This window comes from Neiella litorisoli (genome assembly GCF_014773395.1).
Lineage (GTDB): Bacteria > Pseudomonadota > Gammaproteobacteria > Enterobacterales > Neiellaceae > Neiella > Neiella litorisoli.
Map to the genome: position 1 here is coordinate 1 of NZ_JACXAF010000014.1, position 24,471 is coordinate 24,471.

The window sequence follows — 24,471 nt, forward strand, 5'->3', positions numbered from 1 at the left end:
AGTGCTGTGGCAAGGATGGCTCAAATTACAAGCCATCCTTGAAGGGTACGAATTAGCCAAGTCTCTTGAACTCTAAGATGTGATCAAGAGACAGGCCCCGAGGGACTGGCTAAACGTTTCACACACAAATGTCGGTTGAGGACTTATTAGAAGAAGTTCACCCGAATACCGGCACGGTAAGTGGTACCTGTGTGGTACTTACGAACGGTACGTGTTGACGGGCCGCTGTCGCCTTCATCCAATACTGTGCCACCCAAGTCGAGGAAGCGGCTGGTAAAGTATTGGCGAACTGGCTCATCAGTCAGGTTCACCGCCTGCAAGGTAAACAGGATGTGTTCGTTAAACTGATAAGAGGCTGAGAAGTCGAGTGTATTGCGGCCGTCTTCCCACAGTGTGCCTTGTTCCCAAGAACGCTGCACCAGCTGGTCATCAGTACCTTGGTAAGCTAAACGCACCTGATGGCCATTCATTTCCCAGAAACCAGTGAAGTTGTATGAGTTCTCTGGGGTATAAGCCACTGGTAGCTCTGGCAAGGTGACGCTGTCATCAATTGACGACACTTCCTGATCATAAGAACTATCCTGATAGGTGTAGTTGGCTTGCACACCTAAACCTGCCATCCAGCCAGGCAGCTCATCAAAGGTCTGCATGTATTGCAGTTCTAAACCTTTAATGTCAGCACCTTTACCATTGCGGATACGGGTTGTTTTGAAGACTGCACAAGTGTCTTCCAAGTTATCGGAATACCACCAGTCTTCATACAGCTCGTTGGCCATCTGGGCACGCTTCGGCATACAGCCTTCAAGGCTGTCGACACCGGCTACTTTAACCAGATCGTTGACATCATAAGCTGGCGCATCTGGGTCTAGACCCACGCCACGCAAGTCATCCATGTAGGTATTGACGGTTTCTGACTCTTCGAAGTTGGACATGTCTTTGTAGAACACGGTCGCAGTAACCATACCCGCTTCGTTGAAGTACCATTCGAAGGACAAGTCGAGGTTGTTCGACTCGAGTGGATCCAACTTGGTATTGGTCAGGGTGATGGTGTTGTTACGGTCATTACCACCCCAAACTGTCTCAACCACTTTGAAGCCTGGACGCAGTGAGTCAATTTGCGGACGCGACATGGTCTTCGATGCGGCGAAACGGGCAATCATTTCATCATTAATGATGTAGTTGAGGTTCAAGCTTGGCAGCCAGATGTCGTAGTCGTGCTCATCTTCTACGCCAAATGAACGCTTGCTGCGGTCTTCGGTCGGCAGCAGGTTGCCATTGTCATCGTAACGACGCTCATCACCGTAGACATAGTAGGCTTCGGTTGAGACATCAGAGTGACGCCATAGCCACCAGGTGCCGCCTTCTGGCGAATCACGTTCGGCACGGGCGTCATAACAGGCGCCGGCATCTGGGATCTTGACGTCATCACGCTTGTCATTGGTGCCAAGGGTGTCGTAACCCAGACCGTCGACGCGAGACCAGCGGGTTTCTTCGTTCCAGTTGGTGCCGTAGAAAATAATGTCAGGACATGCTGGGTTGGCAGAATTACGCACTTCGGCCATGTGGTGCGGATCGAATACTCGGCCCAAGTTACCTGGGTCAGAGTGGAATGTCACACCTGAGTAGCCTTTGGTATCAACATCGGTTTTCACATAGCGCACACCAACATCACCGGTAAGTTGACCGTCGAGCAGCTCAAAGTCGGTTTTGAAGTAAGCCGCGATGGTATCGAGCTCAGCCCAGCGAGTGGCTGAGTCGTCAATTTTCATTTCAACTTCGGCACTACCAAGGGCAACTTCAAAAGCTTTTTCTGGATCGAAGTGATTCCAACCACGGGTAAACATATCGCGCTTGTAGCCTAGGCCCGACATGAATCCGCTGGCAGGGAATTTACCGTCGGCAGCGTACATATCGCCGGTCAAATCTTTCAAACCAACCTGGAAGGTCACCGGCTCACCGGTATCAGGGTTGGTGACAACCACACCTTCACCAACAGATGAGAAGTTAGACACCTGATCATCGACATATTTGTCGCGGTTAGACCATTTAGCACCCACTTCAATTTTAGTGAGCGGGCCAAATTCAACGTCCCAATCGACGTCAAAGTGAACGTTTTTCTGCTCATCTTCTACCGCGCGCAAGGTCCGAGCTAGGTAGCCCAAGTGCTGTGCTTCCAGTTCTTGTGGGTTAAAGCCCGTGGTTGAACGGTTATCCCAAACGGCATTTGGATCGCCAAAGTCGTTGTTTTCACCGTAATCGATGTAGCCTTCACCACCGACCAGAGAACATTTTTTACCGCTCTTGTTACATTGGTAACCCACAGGCTCCAAATCTTCTGGCAAGGTGTGGAACAAGGTCCACGAGTTCATGTTGGCGAAGTTCTGGGTGTTGGTGTAAATCGCGTTACCTGGATCTTGCTCTGCTTTGGAATAGCCCGCACCAAATTGAATGTTGACCGTTTCGGTTAACTGATGATCAACCTTGAATGAGGCTACTTTGTTGATGTTTTCCAGATCATTTGAGGCCGCTTCCAAATCACCTAAACCGAAACGGTTTAACCATTTCGTCCACATCATGGTGTCAGTATTCAGGGTGTGCCAGTCGGCTTCTGGGTCAGTGTATTCCGGCACCATATTGGGATCGAAATCAGTTGGTTGGCCTGCAACCAAGTTGCCCCAGTTGGAGCCTCGGGCAATGACTGCCTGCATGTCGCTGGTCAATTCTTGCTTGGAGTAGTTGAGGTTGACATCAATGTTGGTGTCTTCATCTGGTTGCCATTGCAAGCTCAAATCAACACCCATACGGTCACGATCTTCCTCGTAGTACTGGTATTTTGAGCGGAATGGCGTGATGCCCCAAACGTCTTCTAATAGGTTGCCGTCTTGATCGCGGGCAACAGGAGAGTGCTGTGCTTGCCAGTCTGTTGCTTCAAATTGATCGCGGCGGAACGTATTGGTTTCTTTGTACGCGGTGATCAGAAATGCGAACGTCTCATCAAAAAATTTCTCAGAGAATGAGCCAGAGATTTTGTAATCATGCTCTTCGGACAAGTCGTTGTAACGGCTTTGGCCGGTCAGAGTGCGAACCTTATAGTTCAGATCCAATGGCTTGGCTGAGGTCAGGTTAATGTTAGCACCGAGCGAGCCTTCATCGTGGTCAGCACTTGGTGTTTTAACAACTTCAATTTTTGACAGGATGTCAGATGAAAATTGAGATAAGTCAACGCCTTGGCTGAAATCGGTACTACCCAAGGTCACACCGTTGAGGCTAATGTTGTTTTGTTGCGAGTTGGTACCACGCACGGAGATCTGAGTACCTTCACCACCTTCGGTGCGGACAGATACACCGGTCACGCGGCCTAACGCCTCGGCGATGTTTTGGTCAGTTGACTTACCAATGTCTTCAGCATTGATAGAGTCAACGATTTGTTGCGCAAAGCGCTTGTCGTTAATTGACTTTTTGATACTGCCACGTAAGCCGGTGACTTCAATTACTTCAACTTCTTCGGCACTGGCTTCTGCCGTTTCTTCTGCTTCCGCTGCGAAGACACTGGCGCTCATCACAGAAGCAACTGCCAAACAGACAGCGCTCAAGCGAAAGGGTGTGTGTTTTGTGTTCATGTTTCCTCCCCCGAGGTACTTATAGTTCGATTCTAACGGTTGTCGCTGGTGGAAATCGATCCAATCAGTTAACCATTAGTTGCGAACCTAACACTGCCGTAACATTCTGATCAATGTGAATTGTTAACAATTGTCGTGTGTTTGTTGACCGATTTTCAAAAGTGTGACTGCCTTCTTAATTGTTGATGCGGGTAAATTTATTTTTTCAATCAAATAAATTTGGTTGATTGTTAACCATGGTTTTGCTGGTTTTTATGCGTTTATGGTTTTTGTGAAAACGATTAATGTCACAAAAATTAAGGTTTTTAAGTGGGTTTGGTTTAGTCTTGAATGAATCCGGCTGCGTTAGGTTGTTGGCGGTTTTTTAACTGGATTGATTGCTCATAAGGTGAGGGCTGGCGGCTAGCGAAACCGCACTTTTGTTGGTTACCAGTGGTTATATTGGTTGACCTTTGTCGTTATTTAGAGCCGTTTTACTTTGCGCAAGGCATAAAAAAACCAGCTCGGAAGAGCTGGTTTTATTGGCGTTTTAGGCTGCTAATCTATTAGAAGAAGTTAACCCGAACACCTAAGCGGTAGTTGGTACCAGTGCGGTAGTCGCGAACGGTACGTGACTTAGTAGCACCATCGTCCATTGGACTACCTTCGTCTAGGACTTCACCGTTCAGCTCTAAGAAACGGCTGGTGTAGTATTGACGCACACCTTCATCGGTCAGGTTAACCGCCTGGAAGGTAAAGGCAACGTGCTCATTGAGCTGATAGGTTGCCGATAAATCCAAGGTGCGGCGACCTTCTTCCCACAGTGAACCGTTTTCCCAAGAGCGTTGTGCCAATTGATCGGTGGTGCCCTGATACGACAAGCGTACCTGATGGCCATCCATTTCCCAGAAACCGGTGGCGTTGTAGCTGTGCTCAGGGGTGTAAGTCACTGGCAGTGATGGCAGCATGACGCTTTCATCAATTGAAGACACTTCCTGATCGTACTCACTATCTTGGTAGGTATAGTTGGCCTGTAAACCTAAACCGGCTAACCAACCTGGCAGATCATCAAAGGTTTGCATGTATTGCAGTTCCACACCTTTGATGCTGGCGCCTTTACCATTCTTAATGCGCGTGGTTTTGAACTGAGCGCACATTTGCTCCAGCTCGCCAGAGTGAACCCAATCCGACTCAAAGTCGCTATCGAGCATGAAGCGTTTCGGCATGCATTGCTCAAGGCTATCGACACCGGCGATTAGTACCAAATCGTTGACGTCATATTGCGGCGCATCTGGGTCAAGACCGATATCACGCAGATCATCCATGTAGGTGACAATGGTTTCAGACTCTTCAAAGTTAGTCATGTCTTTGTAGAACAGACCCATGGCCAACATGCCTGATTCATTGAAGTACCACTCATACGATAGATCCAAGTTATTTGATTCAAGTGGATCAAGCTTGGTATTGGTCAGGGTGATGGTGTTGTTGCGATTATCGCCGCCCCAAATGGTTTCAGTGACTTTAAAGCCCGGACGTAACGAGTCGATTTGTGGCCGAGACATGGTTTTAGAAACCGCGAAACGAGCAATCATGTCGTCGTTAATGACGTAGTTCAGGTTCAGGCTCGGCAAGAACAAGTCGTAGTCGTGAGTGTCTTTAACGGCGAAGGAGCGCTTGGAGCGATCTTCGGTCGCCACTAAGTTGCCGTTGTCATCAAACTGGCGCTCACCATACACATAGTGTTTCTCAGTCGAGATATCCGAATGACGCCACAGCCACCACCAGGTATTTTCGCCACTGCCCAGCAGAGTGCGCGGATCGTGACACGCGCCAGCATCGGCCAAGCGAGTGTCATCGCGGAAGTCACTGGTGCCTTTGGTATCGTAGCCGAGGCCATCCACGCGAGACCAACGCGACTCCGCGCTCCAGTCATTGCCGTACCAAGAGATTTCTGGGCATAGCGGGTTGCTGGTGTTGCGCAACTGTTGCAGCTTGAATGGGTCTTGCACACGACCCATGTTCGCTGGATCGTAGAAGAAGTTGACGCCCGAGTAGCCATTGGCAGTGACATCGGTTGAGACATAACGGACACCAACATCACCGGTGAGTTGACCGTCTAACAAATCAAACTTGGTTTTTAAATAGACTGCAAAGTTATCCAGCTCGGTTTCACGAGTGTTGGTTTTATCGGGAATGATGCCGATTTTTGGATCGCCTTGAACCGCTTCAAAAGCTTTCTCCGCTGAGAAGGTGGTCCAGCCGTCGGTAATGTTATCGCGGCCATAACCCAAGCTGCCCATGAAGTCACTGACTGGGAACGGCTCGTTGGTGGCAAACAGCGCCGTGTCGATGTCTTTCAAGCCTGGTGTGATCACAGCAGGCTGGCCCGTGTCTGGGTTGGTCACCACCACACCTTCGCCAATGGAGTTATAGCTGGTGGTTTGGGCGTCAACGAACTTATTACGATTGGAGAATTTGGCACCAAACTCAATTTGAGTGAGCGGCCCTAGCTCCACATCCCAGTCCACATCGATGTAAGCCGATTTTTGCTCGTCTTCAACGTTGTTCATGGTACGACCCATGTATGACAAGTGCTGGGCATCTAAGTCATCGGGGTTGAAGCCGGTGGTGGTGCGGTTGTCCCACACAGCCGTTGGATCGCCCCAGGTGTTGTTTTCGCCGTAGTCGATAACACCAGTACCTGAAGACAACACGCAGCGGCCACCCTTAGTGCAGTCGTAACCTACCGGCTCAATGTCTTCTGGTGAAGTGTGAGTCAATACGGTTGGATTGACATTGCCCCAGTTTTGCAGAACCACATATAGGTTGTTGTCTGGCACTTGCTCTGCCTTCGAGTAACCTAAACCGGTGCGGACATTGATGTCGTCAGTCAATTGGTGCTCGATGTTAAACGAAGCAATTTTGTTGATGTTGTCGAACTTGCCAATTGACTGAACCAGATCGCCCAGACCGAAGCGATTTTCCCACTTAGTAAAAGTATTGGTCTTGGTGTTGATGGTGTGCCAGTCAGCAGTTGGGTCCGTGTAGTCGCCAATAATATCTGGGTTGAAATCAGTCGCTTCACCTTCAACCATGTTGGCATAGTCTGAGCCGCGCGTCCGAATGCCGTGCATGGTTGAGTCCAGCTCTTGCTTTGAGTAGTTGAAGCTGAAATCCATGCTAGTGTCTTCCGTTGGCGCCCACTGCATGACAAGGTCAACACCATAACGATCGCGATCTTGGAGGTGTGCTTGATACTCATTGTTGTAGCTCGACAAGCCATAAGCATCTTCAACTAAATTGCCGTTTTGATCGGTCGCCAGTGGTGAATGGCGCACACGCCAGTCATTGGCAAAGAACTCGTCGCGGCGCACTGTGTTGGTCTCGGTGTACGCCGTGATTAAGACACCAAAGGTTTCATCAAGAAACTTGTGAGAGTAACCGCCCGACAGTTTGTAATCGTACTCTTCTGCAAGATCGTTATAGCGAGCCTGATAGGTCAGGTTGCGCACTAAATAGTTCATATCCAGCGGTTTGGCTGAACTTAAGCTGATGTTGGCACCCAGTGAGCCTTCTTCATGGTCGGCACTTGGCGTTTTCACCACTTCAATTTTTGACAGGATATCGGCGGAGAATTGCGACAGGTCAACGCCCTGACTGAAGTCGGTACTACCGAGTTGAACACCGTTTAAGCTGATGTTGTTTTGCTGTGAGTTGGCACCACGAACGGTAATGTTGGCACCTTCGCCACCTTCACTACGAACCGATACACCAGTGACGCGAGACAGCGCGTCGGCAATGTTCTGGTCGGTGGTTTTACCGATATCTTCAGAGTTGATGGAGTCAGAAATAGTCTCAGCAAAGCGTTTGTCGTTGATACTTTTCTTCAGGCTGGCTTTGAGGCCGGTAACCTGAATGACTTCAACACCCTCATTTGGGTCTTTCTGATCTTGTTCTGGGCCAGTGGCATCCTGCGCGTGAACGCTGGTGCTGAGTACTGCAAGCACTGCCATACAGACATTGCTGAGGCGAAAAGCAGAAGGTTTCATCGCCATAGTTTCCCCCAAGGAAAGTTGTTATGAATCGAAAAAATAAATGAAGTGGCTAACGCAAGTTTGTTACTGGCGTGTTTCCTTGCCTGAAAATTGATGTGAAAAATACCACCGCAAGAGGCTGTCGATCAATGAATATTGTTAACAATAAACCATTAACCGTAATCAATATTATAAAAGTGTGAAGCGGATCTTCATTTTCATTTGAAACTGCTGAGGCTTGATACTACGCGGCTTTGAGAGAATGGCTTTGTTTGATTATGGACTGATTGTTTGACGAGTAGATCACAGAATAGCAATGCTAGATCAAGAAAATATTGAGTTTATGTTTAATGTATATCGTTAACAATATATAGTTTGGTTAATGAAATTTTAGCTAGGGAAGTCGAACTCAATGACAGCTATCAGTCGACTCGAAACAGCGGCCTTGCACACTGCAATTGAATCCGTTGGCGTAGAGTACTATCAGATCCCATTGGCCGAAGTGCTATCTGACGCCAAACATGGTGACCACTACCACTTCGAATTAGTGGTATGCCGCATTCGCACCGCCGACGGTTTTGAAGGTTGCGGTTATACCTACACCGGCGGCAAGGGCGGCCGAGCGATTTACTCGCTGCTGAATGATGAATTGAAACCTTGGTTACAAGGGCTCGATTCAGCTCGCATCGAGCATCTTTGGGAAGGCATGCAATATCATTTGCATTATGTTGGCCGCGGCGGTTTGCTGAGCTTTGCTATCTCAGCTGTTGATATCGCTTTGTGGGATATCAAATGTAAACGTTTGAACTTGCCGCTTTGGAAAGTTGCCGGTGGCGCCAGCAATAAGACGCCTTGTTACGCTGGTGGCATTGACTTGAACTTCTCCCAAGACAAGCTGCTGGATAATATTCAGGGCTACCTCAATAACGGTTTTAAAGCGGTCAAAATTAAAGTCGGTAAAGCAGACTACCGAGAAGATGTGGCTCGGGTAAAAGCGGTTCGGGAGCTGATTGGCCCGGATCTGGAGTTTATGGTTGATGCCAACTATTCGTTGACGGTTGAAAAGGCGATCCGTTTTGGTCGCGCCATTGACCAGTACAATATTGGCTGGTTTGAAGAGCCAACAATTCCTGATGATTATCAAGGCTATGCACGCATTGCTGAGGCAATCAACATTCCGCTAGCAATGGGCGAAAATCTCCACACCATTTATGAATTCAACTATGCGGCGCAGCAAGCCAAAGTAGGCTTCTTGCAGCCGGATGCATCCAACATTGGTGGTGTTACCGGTTGGCTGAAAGCCGCGCAACTTGCTTATGCTTACAACTTGCCGGTGTGCAGCCATGGCATGCAAGAGTTGCATGTGTCGCTGATGTCGTCACAAGCAAACTGCGGCATGATGGAAGTGCACTCTTTCCCTATTGATCAATACACCAAGCGTCCGCTGGTGATTGATGAGAAAGGCTTAGCAGTGGCGCCAGACACTCCGGGTACTGGTGTTGAGTTTGATCTGCAACTTCTGCGCCCCCACCAGAAGATGCTGTAACTGATTCGCTGATTTTTGAGTTGGTACTCAAGTCCACCGTGTGGCCGGTGGCAACACTTTCGCCCTCACATTGTTGAGGGCTTTTTTGTACTTTGCAAAGCTGTGGCGGTAACGGTACTTGGGAAGAGGGGCGAAAGTTCCTGCAGCAAGCTTCTGCCGCAAGGAAGCGGCAGTAGAGCCATCAAGGGACAAATTAATTAATTTGTCGCGAAGGCAGGAGGCCGAAGAGGGACTTTGCCAAGGGCAGGAGCCCGGCAGCAAAGATTTTACGGCGTCTTGCTAAAGGAATTTTCGTTCCTCTGACAATCGCAGAGGGGGTAGCTTTCGAATCACTTCGTGCAAGCCCTTTACAAAGTTATTGCCAGCGAGGAGCGAAAGTAATCAGCAACTAAGTAGTGACGCTCAAGTCCATCCATGGAGCGCTCTACAACAAGCTTCCTTGCTTGTTGAAGCACGACTTAGTTACTGCTCACTATCGCTTTGACGTTCTGTGGACTTTTTGTTTTAGCGTCTTGCTAAAGGAATTTTCGTTCCTCTGACAATCGCAAAGGCAGAAGCTTTTGCAAGCCCTTACGGAGACATTGCCAGCGAGGAGCGTCACTACTTAGCTGCTGGTTGCCGTCACTACTCGCTAATGGGAGCTGCCATAGATCAAGCCCTGATTTGGCCTCCTGCAGCATCTCTTCGGCAAAAGCTTGCGAGGTTCAAGTCCTTTCGTCAGTTTGGCAAAGGTTACTTCACCACGTAGTTTTGCCGCTCTTGAGCCTGCTTCACTCGTTGTTGATAGTGCTGATCATAAAACTCAGTGATGCTCTTTTTGTAAGGCCCAGCTTGCTCCAATACATTTTGCTGGTTTTTACTGTTCCACTGATTCCACAACTCCGCTAACTGAGCTTGCTGCTCTGGGCGCTGGCCGTAAAGGTTGTTTTGCTCGGCTGGGTCAACGGCCATATCAAAGAAACCTGGGCCATCGACGCCCTTAAACAACTGACGCATGTATTTGGCATTTTCCGTCCGAACCGCCCAGATGTGATCGGCTTCTTCCAAGCGCCAAAACAACGCATGGTGGGGCGAGCCTGTTTTGCGGCCATCAAGATATGGGATCAGGTTTTTACCGTCCAACTCAAGTCCGCTCGTATCCGCGCCTGCAAGAGCCAGTGATGTAGCGGCAATATCGAGTGACGACACCAAGCCGGTGAATGCCTGACCTTTGCCGATTTTGGCCGGCCAGTGGGCAATGAATGGCACGTGAATGCCACCTTCAAACAACGACACCTTACCGCGGCGGAACGGCGAGTTATCCGACCAATCAAAGTTCGGCTGCCAGTACTCTGGGTAGACGCCGCCGTTGTCTGATAGGAAGAAAATCAAGGTGTTGTCGAAGGTATTGGTCTGCTTCAGCGTGTCGACTAACAGGCCAATGCCTTGATCCATGGAATCAATCATGGCGGCATAAATGGCCCGATTGGGATTATCCAGGTGCTGGTATTTAGCAATCAGTTCAGCAGGGGCCTCCAGCGGTGTGTGCGGTGCGTTGTAGGACACATACAGCATGAATGGCTGTTCGGCATTGCGCTCAATAAACTGGGCAGCGTCTTTGCTCAGGGCCGTGGTCATGTATTCATCAAACTCGGCTGGCTTACCGTTGCGCACCATCGGCATCCAATATTCGTCGGTATGACCAACGGCAACGTCGTCAGGGTGGTAGTTATGGCCGCCACCTAAAAAGCCATAGAAGTAATCAAAGCCACGGTTTTGAGGTTGGAAGTGCAACGCCCCGCCCAAATGCCACTTACCCACCATGCCTGTCTTGTAGCCCGCTTGTTGCAGTCGCTTGGGGAACATGGTTTGGTCGAGTGGCAGCCCCATATGGCGATCATAAGGCGCGTATGTGACATTGTTTTCCATGCCAAAACGCGCTTGATAGCGTCCTGTTAGCAGTGCTGCGCGGGATGGACCACAGTAAGGGTGAGTAACGTATGCATTGTCGAAGCGAACGCCATCTGCGGCTAATTGGTCAAGATTGGGCGTCTGAATCGGTGTATCACCGGTAAAACCGACGTCGTTGTAACCCAAATCATCGGCCAGAATAATGACGATGTTGGGACGTTGTTGTGCCGCCTGTAACTGAGTAATGAGCAGCAGCGGCAGGGCTAACGCGGCTAGTATTTTTCGGCAGTGATTGATCATTTCCAATACCTGAGTGTTGTCTTCAGAAAGTCAAAAGCCACTCCGGAGAGTGGCTTGAGTCAGTTGATTTGAACTAGTTGCTGTTAAAGCGATTTGGATACATTTGGCTGTGTAATGCCCGAGCAGCCTCAACCATCGGACGATACGGCGTGTCGGTGACATTGACGAAACCAACGTTGTAGTTCTCGCCATCATAGGCTCGGCCGGTAATTGGCGAGTCCATGTATTGGAACCAGTGAGCACCAACAAAGTACGGATTTTCAATCACCGACTCCATGTACTCGGTGTACATGTCGGCGCGATCATGTTGATCTGCCGCGTGAATCAAACCCGGGTGGAACAAGCCGTTGTCGTTGGCGCCGACATGGAATTCACCGATGATGCTTGGCATATCAATGTCAGCTAAGAAGCCCCACGTTTCTGGGTGCAAGCCTTCTTTGTAGATGTTGTAGCTCACTACATCGACGTGCTTAGCAGCGGCTTTGACAATCTCAATTGGCATACCCCAGTCAGGGAAGCGAGAGCCCAAGTACATGTGATTTGGCAGATATTTCTTAATTGCCGCGCTGACAATCGAGAAGTATTTGTCACCGTAGGCATGAAGCAGATCAGCGTAATCTTTCAGTTGAGTCTCATTGGTAAGCGACGAATCGATGCCTTTATCAAAGGCCTGCCATGACGCAATGTTTTTATCCCAAGCTTTGTTCAAGGCTTCGATGGTGCCGTACTTGGCTTTCATCAAGCGAGTGAACTCGGCTTTGGTGGGCACATCAGCGCCGTCGCGGCCTAACGTGTTAATTACAATACCGTAGTGCAGGTCATTGTTTTCACCGCGGCCGAAGCTCTTCTCGTTGTCGATAAACACGCCCATACACCAAGGCGAGTCATTGACTTCGGCTGCCACTTTTTTCACGGTTTTGATCGCCGCTTGTTCGAACACAGGGTCAAATACATCTGGCATTGGTGCCCAGAAGTCAAAGTTGCTGGAGACGGTTTTGTAATCGCCATTGATCCAACCATTGGCGACATAAGGAATTTTGCCGTTGTCGTAGAAGATTGGATCGGCCCAGTTGCCCAGTGAAGTAAAGCCCCAACTCAGCATCCGATTGATCGAGACTTCTTTCCAAGCGCCGAGCGGATCGGCATCGCCATATTTGCGTTGCAAGTTAGCACCGTAGAAGCTGAAGCTTTCGCCTTTCTTCAATGCGCCAGAGTGGGCGTAAGGGCGATAGCCATACCAGCGGCCCAATTTGTCTTCAAAGCGAGGTAGCCAGCGGTACATCCGTGCGCGGGTGTCGGAAGCCACATAGCGTGAACGCTGAGCGCGTTTATTGATGCGCTGATCGGCAGTGCGGTGCTCTGGGCTGATACCGTTACGCTCTTCTGGTTTCATTTTCGCCTGATCGTAATCGAAGCCGGTCATGGTGGCGGTATTGTTCAACCGGACAATATCCAAACCAGTGGAAAAATAGAGGTAGCCTTCAGGATCGACCAACGACCATTTGCCGTTGTATTTTGCGGTGCGGAAAAAGCCAGTAGCTTCGAGTTTCGGGCCATCAGCCCAACCGCCAAACTTGCTGTAGCCAGGCATGACTTGGCCAGTCAGCTCGGGGGTTTCTTGTTCGCGGGCTTTGTCTAAATCAGCTTGGGAATACACTTTGCCTTCAAAATGAACCAATGCATTCTGACCATATTGATCGACGATATGATCTAAGAAGTTCTCATTGAATGGCGGGTTTTGGCGCAAACGAACATTGCTCAGGGTGATCTCTTTGTCATAGAGCGAGCTTTGTACGCTGATAATGATTTTGCTGATCCCCTTGAGATTCAGGTTTTTCTTGCCCCACATGGAAACGAACATGGTTTCGTCGGATTCCCATGTCGGCGGGTTGCTGCGAAGTCCTGATTTGAAGTTCAGTTCCTGATGTTCCTCGCCATCTGGCGTACCTAAATCGTGGCCGCTCATTTTGGCGTAGTAGGTTTTACTGTCACCCACTGGTACGGCAACGGTGCGGGTGTAGTTGCCGCCGTCGATATCGGTCATATCCAGATAAATTTGGACCGAGCGCTCGCCGGCGTTGGCTATATCCATGGCAAGGTTGAAGTCTTGCAGATCGCTCCAATCAAATGGTGTTTCTGGTTCAATCATGACCGAAGCGTATTTGTGCTTAGCGGTGTCAAATTCAACATGCAGACCTTGACCGGCCAGCATTTCGCCGCTGGCGTTATAGAATTTGACCGCTGCGGGAATGGTCGCTTGGGTTAAATCCAGTAGTGGTGCAATTTCTTGTTGGGGGTGCGCTGCCGCATTAATGGTTTTATTTTCAGTGGCATTATCGGCTTGGCAGCCTGCTAGCAATGCCAGCATTAAAGGGGCGATGAGAAATGATGATGATTTCATCGGGCCGAGCTCCCTAATGGTTATGATCGTAGTGGGCTTTGGGTATTTAGGGGTTAGCTTATTTCCTTTGTAGATTGTTAACAATTGATTATTGTGGCGGTTTTGTCATTGATCACATTTCGTTAACTAAAACGGACGCCGAAGCGTCCGTTTTGTGCTGTTGCGACAGTTAGGCCGCTGCGAGTTAGTGTTATTTGCCAAAGCGGCGCTGATACATGCTGCTATTAACGCGCCGTGCCGCTTCAACCATTGGTCGATACGGTGTATCGGCGACATTGACGAATCCAACGTTGTAGTTTTCGCCGTCAAACGCGCGTCCCGTGATCGGTGAATCCATGTATTGGAACCAATGGGCACCAACGAAGTTAGGATTATCAATCACCGAATGCAGGTACTCTTCGAACATTCGGGCGCGGTCGTTCTGATCAGCAGCATGAATTAGCCCAGGGTGGAACAAGCCGTTGTCCATGGCGCCGATGTGGAACTCACCGATAATGCTAGGCATATCGATGTCATCGAGGAAGCCCCATTTCTGCGGGTGTAAGCCCTCTTTGTAGATGTTGTAGCTGACCACGTCGACGTGTTTGGCGGCGGCCTCAATGATTTCTTTTGGCATGCCCCAGTCAGGGAAGCGGGCGCCAAGGTATAGGTGGTTTGGCAGATAGTGGTCAATCGCTTTATTAACGGTTTCAAAGTATTTGGCACCGTACGCGTGCAGCAGGATCGCGTAGTCAGCGAGCTGAGCGTCGGTATTTAGAGTCGAGTCGGCGCCTTGGTTAAACTCATCCCACGAGCCGAAGGACTTGTCCCAAGCTTGGTTTAGCGCATCGATGGTTTGATACTTATCCTTCATGATGTTGGTGAAGGCTGCTTTAGTTGGCACTTCGGCACCATCGCGGCGTAGGGTGTGGAAGACAATGCCATAGTGGCCTTCAGGGTGAGCACCACGGCCAAAGCTTTTCTCGTTATCAACAAAAATACCGACACACCAAGGCGAGTTTTTGACCTGCTGGGCCACTACTTCAATGGTAATAAATGCGCGGCGTTCAAACTCTGGATCGAATACGTCGGGCAGCGGCGCCCAGAAATCATTGCCGCTGGAAACGGTTTTGAAGTCGCCAATAATCCAGCCATTGGCAAAGAAAGGCACTTTGTTGTTGTCATAGAAGCTTGGATCGGTCCAGTTACCCAGCGAGGTAAAACCCCAGCTCATCATTCGTTTCACGGTCACTTCGCGCCAAGCATCGATGGGGGCTTGCTCACCGTACTTGCGTTCCAAGTTGGCGCCGTAAAAACTAAAGGTTTCGCCCTTCGTCATGGCGCCTGAGTGCGCTGACGGCCGATAGCCATACCATTTCGCTAGTGGTTCATCGTGCGATGGTAGCCAGGTGAACATCTTGTTGCGCATCTCCGACACCAAGTGGCGAGTTGGCAATGCGGCTTGGTTGATGGCGGCAGGGCCTTTGGAATCATCAGGGGTGACGCCATCGTCGTAGACATCATCAATCAGGGTGTTGTCGTAATCGTAGCCGGTCATGGTGGATGAGTTGGCTAGGCGCAAAATATCCAAACCGGTGGCGAAATAGAGGTAGCCTTCTGGGTCAACCAAGCTCCACTTGCCTTGATACTTCTCGGTGCGGAAGTAGCCGGTGGCATCGAGTTTCGGGCCGTTTTTCCAGCCGCCAAATTTGCTGAATTCTGGCATCAACTGGCCGGTTAGCTCTTTTGCTTCATTGATCCGCGCTTGTTGAAGTTCTTCTAGGCTGTGGATTTTGCCGGGGAAATCGACATTGGCATTCTGACCAAATTGATCGACGATGTCGGTGAGGAATTTGTCATTAAACGCTGGGTTTTTACGCAATCTGAGGTTAGTAATTTCTAATTCTTTATCGAACAGGTTGTGCTGCACGCTAATGCGGATTTCGGTAATGCCTTTGATATTGAGATTTTTCTGGCCCCACATGGAGATAAACTGGGTATCGTCCGATTGCCAAGTGTCTGGATTGGATCGCAGCCCAGATAAGAAATTCAGTTCGACGTTTTCTTCGCCGTCGGGAGTGGCCAGATCATGGCCATGAATTTTGGCATAGTAGGTTTTGCTTGGCCCCATTGGGATCGCAACCGAGCGGGTGTAATTGGCGCCGTCAATATCCTGAATGTCGAGAAAGATCTGTACCGAGTGATCGCCGGGGTTGGCAATGTCCATCGCCAGATGGAAGTCTTCCAAGTCGCTCCAATCCCATGGTTGCTCGGGTCGCAGTATGACCGCTGAATAGAGGTGACTCTTACCGGCAAACAAGACTTGTAAACGTTGTTGATCGCCTTCTTTTAAAACCGAGCCTGAGGCATTTTCAAATTCGATATTGAGTGGATTGCTCGCCGTACTCAACGGCATCAAAGCATCGTTGGCAACGGAAGTAAGGGCTACAGGAGGCTGCGAAGACTGACCAGAATCACAGCCGAATAATAAAGCGGATATGATTGCGGCAGTACTAATTGAACGAGATGTCATGACTATTTCTCTAGCGTTATTCTGGCGGTAAACAAGCCCTCAATATATAGCAGAGGTCTTTATGTGTTAATTGTTAACAGTGTAAAGTATTCAAATTTAGATTGTTGTCACATTTGCACGGTTTTTTATCGTTGCGTTAACAAATTTGTGACTAATATGCACGTGACAAATGGGCCGTTTTCTGGACTTTGCCAGCGATGGAAAGATACAATCGCTGGCAGAAAACAAGTTAACAATTGATTTTAGAAAACAAGCAATCGTGGGATTAGGGATGAGAGCAAAAAAAATTATTTCAGTTCGAGAACAAATTGCTGACGCACTGCGCTCTGACATTATTTCTGGCGACTTAGCTCCTAATACCAAATTAAATGAGCACCAGTTGGCCGAACGCTTTGGCGTGTCGCGCGGCCCAGTCCGCGATGTCATTCTCAAATTGACCAAAGAAGGCTTGTTGGTGAGTAAGGATAATGTTGGCTCATCGGTGAATAGCCCGCTAACGCCAGACATGCAAAAGCTCAGCATTGCCTTGCGCAAAAAAATCGAAGAATTTGCCGCCAAGCAATTAATTGACACCATTACTGATCAAGAGCTGGAACACTTGGAAAGCCTGATCACCAAAATGGAAGAATTGTTTGAAGCCGGCGAATTTACCGAGCTGACCAAAACCGACATTGCTTTTCACCAGTATTATGTCGAACTCGGCGGTGGCGACAGCTTGCTCAATATCTGGTATCCGATCGTGATCCGCATGCGAATGAACTATCACCGGATTAAAAATGCCGACAAGCTGGTCGACGAGCACACAGATATCGTCAACGCTTTTCGTGCTCGTGATTACAAAGCGGCGGTTGAAGCGATTCGCAAGAACATTAAGTAATCATCACTCTTTCAAAGAGTTAAAAAAACGCTGCCCTGGTTCAGGTGCAGCGTTTTTTATTGCCCAAATCAGTCCGTTTTAATCGGCATCACGCGGCAAACCGGTGCGAATGGCACGCACGAGGCGGGCTGTTTTCCGTGATGGCGCCGGTGGCTGCTGTAGTTGCGCGAGCGCCCAATCAATATGTTCATCGACCAGTTCGCTAACATGCCCGCGTTGTTGCTTGAGTATCGCTAGTGCCGCTTCGCTGCTCGGGCCGTTACCCAGAGCAATGGCGATATTACGCTGCCAGCGTTCATAACCAATGCGCCGAATCGGCGAGCCAGCGGTGTTATTGAGAAAAGTGGTTTCATCCCAGCTCATCAAGGTGACTAAGTCATGGTGCTGCCACACTGGCCGATGCTGGTAGTCGGGCTCATCGGTCGGTTCCGCTTGACGATTCCACGGACAGATCAATTGGCAATCATCACAGCCATAAATACGATTACCGATCAGCGGCCGTAGCTCCTGATCAATAGCGCCATCATGTTCAATGGTGAGATAGGAGATGCAGCGATTGGCATCAACCACGTAAGGTTTAACAATGGCGTTGGTGGGGCAGATCTTGAGGCAGGCCACACAGTCGCCACATTGGTTGACTGCCCGTATTTCATTGACTGGCAGAGGCAGGTTAATCATTAATTCGCCGAGAAAAAACCAACTGCCAGCATCGTTATTGAGTAGTAGTGAGTGCTTGCCAACCCAGCCGAGCCCTGCTTTTTCAGCCACTGGGCGTTCGAGCACTGGCGCCGAATCCACAAAAGGGCGGCCATCGCTCGGTTCGCCAAAGTGGTCGCCACAATAGTGTTGAATTTTATCGGCCAGTTGCTTGAGGCGTTTGCGCATCACCTTGTGATAATCGCGACCAACGGCATAGCGCGAAATATACGCCTGAGCGGGATCATCTAGGTCACTGGCAAAGCGGGCATCATGGGGTAAGTAGTCCATCCGCACGGAAATAATGCTGACCGTATTGGGGTGCAGTAACTCGGGCTGGAAGCGTAACTCGCCGTTGCGTTCCAAAAAGCTCATGGTGCCGTGGTAACCCGCTTCGAGCCATTGCTCAAAGGCTGGCTTATGATGAGCGAGCTGCAAATCACTAAAGCCAACATCGGCGAAACCTAGCGATTTACTCCACTGCCTGATAAGGTTGGTCAGTTCACTCAACTCTGTTTCACTCGGTGCCGACATAAGCTCATGACTGAATTTGACGTTTCTCCGGCGAGTTTACCATATAAGCTCTATACGCCCGAACAAGTCCGCAAATACGAACCCGTGGCAGCACAAATGGCTGGCGCGACCCTCGCTGCGCTCATGGAGCGTGCAGGCGAAGCGTGCTTTAACGCCATTAAGCGGCGCTGGCTCAATAAACAACGATTACTGATCTTGTGTGGCCGCGGTAATAATGGTGGCGACGGTTACGTGGTGGCCCGCTTGGCGCGTCAGCATAGTTTTGGGGTGCAGCTGATTCAGGTCGGCGATCCGGCGACCTTGACTGGCGAGGCGGCGCAAGCTCGGGATAAATGGCTGCAAAGCGGTGGTCAAATCTTGCCGTTTGATGAAGCCAACCTCGAACAAGCCGACATTATTGTCGATGCGCTGTTGGGCACCGGCCTCAATCGTCCGGTAGAAGCGCCGTTCGACTACATGATTGAAGTCATTAATCAGCTTGGTAAACCGGTATGCGCGGTTGATATTCCTTCTGGCTTATGTGGCACAACCGGCAAGGTGTTGGGTTCGGCGGTTAAAGCTGAAATGACGGTGTCATTTGTTGCCCGCAAGCAGGGCATGTATACCGGTCGAGCGCCTGATTTTGTTGGTGATATCGAATTTGATGAGCTAGGAATTCGGCAAGCTTTTCAGGCCCAAATTGATAGTCACGTCGAGCAAGTTCGCTACGCCAACTTCAAGCACTTTTTGCGTGCTCGCCAACGCACGTATCACAAAGGGATGTGCGGCAAGGTATACGTGGTGGGTGGTGATTTAGGTATGCCCGGAGCCATTCGTCTGGCGGCTGAAGCCTGTCAGCGCGCCGGCGCCGCGATTGTAACGGTGATCAGTCGCCCTGAGCACATTGGGCCGATTTTATCCCATCGCCCAGAATTAATTGTCTCTGGTGCCCAAACTGCCAGCCCGACATTGCGCCAAACCATTGCTGATGTCGCCAAAGTGATTGTGGTGGGCCCAGGCATGGGCACTGAAAATTGGGGACAGTCCATGTTCTCCATGGTGCTCGAAACCGATGTGCCCTTGGTCGTTGATGCCGACGCTTTGAATATTTTGGCCGATAATCCGTCCTATCGAGATAATTGGATCCTCACTCCTCATCCGGGAGAAGCGGCGCGATTGCTCGATATGACCATCGAAGAGGTTGAACTCGACCGCTTTGCTGCGGCTTCCGCATTGCAGAAAAAGTACGGCGGTATTGTCATTCTCAAAGGTGCAGGCACCTTAGTGACCGATGGTCAATACATGCGGGTATGCCGAGTTGGTAACCCAGGTATGGCTAGCGGTGGGATGGGCGATATCTTGAGTGGTATCATTGGCAGCTTGCTGGCGCAGGGTATTCCGCCATTTGAAGCGGCCTGTCTGGCGGTTTGTATTCATGGTGATGCGGCCGATTTAGCGGCTGAATTTGGCGAGCGCGGCATGCTGGCCAGTGATTTGTATCCACACGTAAGACGATTAGTAAATCCGAGTAATGACTGAGTTGTTGTATCCGTTGGCTGATGAAGCGGCCACAGAAGCCTTAGGTAAAGCATTAGCCCGTCACCAAGAATTACCTGCAGTGGTGTTTTTACATGGTGATCTTGGTGCTGGTAAAACAACCCTGAGCCGCGGTGTAATGCGAGGCTATGGCCATCAAGGGGCGGTTAAAAGTCCCACTTATACCTTGGTTGAACCCTATCAATTTGATCGTCATGAGGTTTACCACTTCGATTTGTATCGGCTTGCCGATCCGGAAGAATTGGAATTCATGGGGATCCGCGAATATTTTGATGGTCATGCACTTTGTCTGATTGAATGGCCAGAATGTGGCCAAGGCATATTGCCTGCGCCTGATCTGGAGATTACATTGAGCTATGAGGGGCAGGGCCGAATGGCACGACTGGTAGCTCACAGTGATTTGGCAAAACGCACGCTAGAGGCGTTATCGGCAAACTAAAAACGATGGTGTTGAGTGTCATGGAGCGCGCAAGGGGACTAATCAATTTATTGGTCGGCATAGTGATTTTGCTGACTTGCTCGGCTGCGGCCTATGCCAATGACCTCAATGGGGTGCGTGTATGGCCGTCGCCTGATTCGACGCGGGTGGTGTTGGATCTCTCCGAACAACCTTCTTACAAGTATTTCAGCCTCACCAATCCGCATCGCTTAGTGGTCGATTTGAAGCAAACGGCTAACCAAGTCGACCTCAGTAAAATCAAGCTCGACAGCAAGTTAGTCAAGAAAATCCGGACCTCTAAGCCACCAGAAAAAGGCACCCTGCGCTTGGTGTTAGAGCTCTCCCGTCCGGTCAAACCGGTACTTTTCCCGCTATCGCCAACTAAACCTTATGGCGATCGCTTAGTCATTGATGCGTTTGACACGCGCGAGCCAGCTAAAGCCATCAATGCCAGTGAAAAAGTCAGTCAGGACCGCGATGTCATTATTGCCATCGACGCCGGTCATGGTGGCGAAGATCCCGGCTCCATTGGTCCCGGCAAACGGTTTGAGAAGCGTATTACGCTGCAGATTGCGAAGCGGTTAGCCAATTACATCAATCAGCAAAAAGGCATGAAAGCGACCATGGTTCGCACCGGTGACTACTATGTGAACCTCAATCGACGCTCGGAAATCGCCCGCAAACGGCAAGCTGATTTGCTGATTTCGGTTCACGCCGATGCGTTTACTTCGCCGCAGCCGCGCGGTGCGTCAGTGTGGGTGCTGTCGCAGGGCCGAGCCAATTCAGAGATTGGTCGTTGGATGGAGCAAACCGAGAAGCATTCTGAACTGCTCGGTGGTGCTGCCGAGGTCATTGAAAACACCAGCAGTGAAAAATATGTCGCCCGAGCGCTGCTTGATATGTCGATGGACCGCTCCATGGTGGAGAGTCAGGAAGTGGCCGCCCGCATTGTTAAAGAGATGGGCAAAGTCACCAAATTGCATAAGAAAAAGCCGGTAGCAGCCAGTTTAGCGGTACTCAAATCCCCCGACATTCCCTCGATTTTGGTGGAAACGGGTTTTATTTCCAACCCGACTGAAGCCAAGTTGTTGTCGACGCCAAGCCATCAAGACAAACTGGCGCTGGCAATATTCCGCGGCACCCGAGACTACTTTAAACAATACCCGCCCCATGGCTCCTATCTGGCGAGAAATAAGAGTCGTCAGCATGTGGTGCAGCGTGGCGAATCGCTGTCGTTGATTGCTTCGCGCTACAACACGTCGGTCAGCAAGTTGAAAAAAGAAAACAAGTTAAAGTCTGATGTCGTTCGAATCGGCCAGGTACTTCGTATTCCCGGCAGCTCATCATGACGATTGAAATCTTACCGCCCCGTCTAGCGAACCAAATCGCGGCGGGTGAAGTGGTGGAAAGGCCCGCTTCGGTTGTCAAAGAGTTAGTCGAAAACAGTCTTGATGCCGAGGCCACTCATATTGAAGTGCAAGTGGAGCGCGGTGGTCAGAAGAAACTGCTGATCCGCGATAACGGTGGTGGCATCGACAAAGACCAGCTGGTCCTCGCTTTGAGCCGTCACGCTACCAGTAAAGTCCATTCGCTTGATGATATTGAATCCATTGCGACGTTGGGCTTTCGCGGCGAAGCCCTCGCCAGTATCAGCTCAGTGTCGCGGCTGACGTTAACCTCAAAACCTGCAGAGCAAGCCGAAGCCTGGCTTGCCTATGCCGAAGGTCGTGACATGCAAGTGCAGCTTAGGCCAGCGGCGCATCCGATTGGCACCACGGTTGAAGTGGCCGACTTATTTTTTAACACGCCAGCGCGACGCAAATTTTTACGAGCGGATAAAACCGAATTCCATCATATCGATGAATTGATCAAGCGCTTAGCCTTGTCGCGCTTTGATGTTGGTTTTGCGCTCAGCCATAACGGCAAATCCATTCGTAACCTGCCGCGTTGTCATACCGATGCGGCGAAGCTGAAGCGTTTACAGATGATTTGTGGGGCAGGATTTTGTCGTGAGCTGATTCAGATTGAGCAGGATGCGGGCACTTTAAAATTGTCTGGTTGGTTGCTCAAGCCGATGGCTTGTCAGGTACAAAATCCATCGCAATACACCTTTATTAATGGCCGGATGATCCGCGATAAAGTGGTTACCCACGCCATTAAGCAGGCTTATTCCAATGTCATTGCCGATACCAGTTTGGCCGGTTATGTGCTGTACCTTGATTTACCGTTTGACCAAGTAGACGTCAATGTTCACCCGACCAAGCATGAAGTGCGTTTTATTGAAACCAGATTGGTACACGACTTTGTGGTGCAGGCGGTTGAACAGGCGTTGCAGCAAACCCAGCTTAATGTTGATGATGGGCCACACAGTCAGCAAGCTGACGAGTACATTGACCACGACACTGGCGAGATTCTAGCGGCGCCTCCCGCTCAGTCGACGCCGTCACCGGCACCGCCGAACTATGCCAACAGCCCTCGGCCAAACAAGCCGCATTGGGTCGCTGAGCGCTCACCTTCGAAAACTGCGGTTGATACCTATCAGGCGCTGATTGCTCCGGTTGCTGCGCCAGCCAATCCATCACCGACGATTGCCGTTGAATCCCAAGCACCACAGGCAGCAGCTGATCACGCTTATGTTTTGCTGGAGCCGAATTTTGTGTTGCTCTTCGAGCAACAGCAACCTTGGTTGCTTGATCTGCGATTGGCGATCTCAGAGTTGGCACTTACTTTAATACCACTGCCGTGGCAGTCGCAGCCTTTGCTGTTGCCTATGGCCGTTTCCATTGCGCCAGAACAACATCAACGCTGGCAAAAGTGCCTAGACTACGCGGCGCAATTTGGCATTGAAATCGCGTTGCCTCGCCCCAATAAACTAATCGTCCGTAGTTTGCCGGCGATGCTGCGTCATACTGATTTAGCAAAACAACTTGATGAGTTGCTACAAACGCTTGAATCCAATGAGCAAACAACAACCGCGGCAAGACTGCTGACGATGGATTTTTCGACATCGCATTGGCAATCACGATTGCCGCAAGTGCTGTTGTCAGCAACGAAAAATATGTCGGCGCCTTATTGGCGCAAAGTGCCTGCCGATTTGTTGGCAACTTTATTTAACTGAGTAGAGCAACGTGTCCGAAGCCGAACGATGGCCATTGGCGATCACTCTGATGGGGCCTACCGCGTCTGGGAAGACCGATTTAGCGATAACCCTAGCAGAGCAATATAACTGCGAGATCATCAGCGTCGATTCGGCATTGGTGTATCGCGGTATGGACATTGGTACGGCTAAGCCTACCGCCGCAGAGTTAAGTCGTGCACCGCATCGGCTGATTAACATCATCGATCCTGCTCAAGCTTATTCTGCTGCAGACTTTCGCCGAGATGCGTTAGCCCATATGGCTGAGATCACCGCTGCTGGCAAAACGCCTTTGTTGGTTGGCGGCACCATGCTTTATTTCAAAGCATTGCTTGACGGGCTGTCATCGTTGCCGAGTGCCGATCAGCAGATACGTCAGCAAATTGCAGCGGAAGCAGAGCAACAGGGTTGGGAAGCGTTACATCAGCAATTGGCGCAGTTCGACCCAGTTGCGGCGCAGCGGATTCACCCGAATGATCCGCAACGGTTAAGTCGGGCCATCGAAGTGTTTCGAATCTCAGGCAAGTCATTGACCGAGCTGCAAGCGAAACAAGAACAAAGTAAAGCGCCGTATCGCTTTATACAATTTGCTATTGCCCCTGCAGATCGCGCAGTATTGCACGAGCGGATTGCGCTTCGTTTTGAGCAAATGCTGGCCGCAGGCTTTGAGGCAGAAGTTCAGCAATTATTTGAACGACAAGATTTAAATCCGGAACTCCCATCTATTCGGAGTGTCGGATATAGGCAGATGTGGTCCTATCTGGCGGGTGAAATCGACTATGATGAAATGGTCTATCGAGGCATTGTTGCAACCCGCCAGTTAGCCAAGCGTCAGATGACTTGGCTACGGGGTTGGCCAGAAGTGAACTGGCTCGATACACATTCAGCAACGAATTTGCAGCAAGTTATTGCATTAACAGGGCTTCGCCAGTCCTGATGATGTGAGTTATACTTGCCGCACTTAGAAAATG

General features: G+C 50.1%; 13 protein-coding genes. 7 read left to right on the top strand and 6 right to left on the bottom strand.

The features are described from left to right. Positions 1-146 precede the first annotated feature (146 nt). Together IC617_RS11300 and IC617_RS11305 are read right to left on the bottom strand one after the other, a co-directional pair. Positions 147-3,620, bottom strand: a complete 3,474-nt coding sequence (locus IC617_RS11300) for a TonB-dependent receptor (RefSeq protein WP_191145105.1) — start codon at positions 3,618-3,620, stop codon at positions 147-149. 545 nt (positions 3,621-4,165) lie between these two features. Next, entirely contained in the window at positions 4,166-7,648 is a 3,483-nt protein-coding gene (locus tag IC617_RS11305; protein ID WP_224745957.1) for a TonB-dependent receptor, read from the bottom strand. Positions 7,649-8,045: 397 nt separating this feature from the next. On the opposite strand from IC617_RS11305, the gene IC617_RS11310 reads away from it, so the two are divergent. Then, the gene (locus tag IC617_RS11310; protein WP_191145107.1) at positions 8,046-9,179 is read left to right on the top strand and encodes a mandelate racemase/muconate lactonizing enzyme family protein; all 1,134 of its coding nucleotides are present in this window, start codon (positions 8,046-8,048) and stop codon (positions 9,177-9,179) included. A 732-nt stretch (positions 9,180-9,911) separates the two neighbouring features. On the opposite strand, the gene IC617_RS11315 is transcribed toward IC617_RS11310, so the two are convergent. The 3 genes from IC617_RS11315 to IC617_RS11325 all read right to left on the bottom strand — a co-directional run bounded on the left by IC617_RS11315 (position 9,912) and on the right by IC617_RS11325 (position 16,282). Continuing rightward, complete coding sequence (locus tag IC617_RS11315; protein ID WP_191145108.1) at positions 9,912-11,369, bottom strand: sulfatase-like hydrolase/transferase; 1,458 nt, start codon at positions 11,367-11,369, stop codon at positions 9,912-9,914. A gap of 73 nt (positions 11,370-11,442) precedes the next feature. Further along, positions 11,443-13,770, bottom strand: coding sequence for a beta-galactosidase (locus IC617_RS11320; RefSeq protein ID WP_191145109.1), 2,328 nt, complete (start codon positions 13,768-13,770; stop codon positions 11,443-11,445). A gap of 190 nt (positions 13,771-13,960) precedes the next feature. Further along, positions 13,961-16,282, bottom strand: coding sequence for a beta-galactosidase (locus tag IC617_RS11325; RefSeq protein ID WP_191145110.1), 2,322 nt, complete (start codon positions 16,280-16,282; stop codon positions 13,961-13,963). A gap of 271 nt (positions 16,283-16,553) precedes the next feature. On the opposite strand from IC617_RS11325, the gene IC617_RS11330 reads away from it, so the two are divergent. Continuing rightward, the gene (locus tag IC617_RS11330; protein ID WP_191145111.1) at positions 16,554-17,159 is read left to right on the top strand and encodes a GntR family transcriptional regulator; all 606 of its coding nucleotides are present in this window, start codon (positions 16,554-16,556) and stop codon (positions 17,157-17,159) included. 78 nt (positions 17,160-17,237) lie between these two features. Here the strand turns inward: IC617_RS11330 and queG are convergent, their stop codons facing one another. After that, on the bottom strand, positions 17,238-18,389 hold the full coding sequence (gene queG / locus IC617_RS11335; protein WP_191145112.1) for a tRNA epoxyqueuosine(34) reductase QueG: 1,152 nt from the start codon (positions 18,387-18,389) through the stop codon (positions 17,238-17,240). 6 nt (positions 18,390-18,395) lie between these two features. On the opposite strand from queG, the gene IC617_RS11340 reads away from it, so the two are divergent. From IC617_RS11340 to miaA, 5 genes are read left to right on the top strand one after another with little or no spacing between them, the layout of a single operon-like run. Further along, entirely contained in the window at positions 18,396-19,907 is a 1,512-nt protein-coding gene (locus IC617_RS11340) for an NAD(P)H-hydrate dehydratase (RefSeq protein ID WP_191145113.1), read from the top strand. Continuing rightward, positions 19,900-20,364, top strand: a complete 465-nt coding sequence (tsaE, locus tag IC617_RS11345; RefSeq protein ID WP_191145114.1) for a tRNA (adenosine(37)-N6)-threonylcarbamoyltransferase complex ATPase subunit type 1 TsaE — start codon at positions 19,900-19,902, stop codon at positions 20,362-20,364. Before IC617_RS11340 ends, tsaE begins: the two co-directional genes overlap by 8 nt. A 20-nt stretch (positions 20,365-20,384) precedes the next feature. Beyond that, positions 20,385-21,713, top strand: coding sequence for an N-acetylmuramoyl-L-alanine amidase (locus tag IC617_RS11350; RefSeq protein ID WP_191145115.1), 1,329 nt, complete (start codon positions 20,385-20,387; stop codon positions 21,711-21,713). Next, positions 21,710-23,482, top strand: a complete 1,773-nt coding sequence (gene mutL / locus IC617_RS11355) for a DNA mismatch repair endonuclease MutL (RefSeq protein WP_191145116.1) — start codon at positions 21,710-21,712, stop codon at positions 23,480-23,482. Before IC617_RS11350 ends, mutL begins: the two co-directional genes overlap by 4 nt. A gap of 49 nt (positions 23,483-23,531) precedes the next feature. Then, on the top strand, positions 23,532-24,437 hold the full coding sequence (miaA, locus tag IC617_RS11360) for a tRNA (adenosine(37)-N6)-dimethylallyltransferase MiaA (protein ID WP_191145197.1): 906 nt from the start codon (positions 23,532-23,534) through the stop codon (positions 24,435-24,437). Positions 24,438-24,471: the final 34 nt, after the last annotated feature.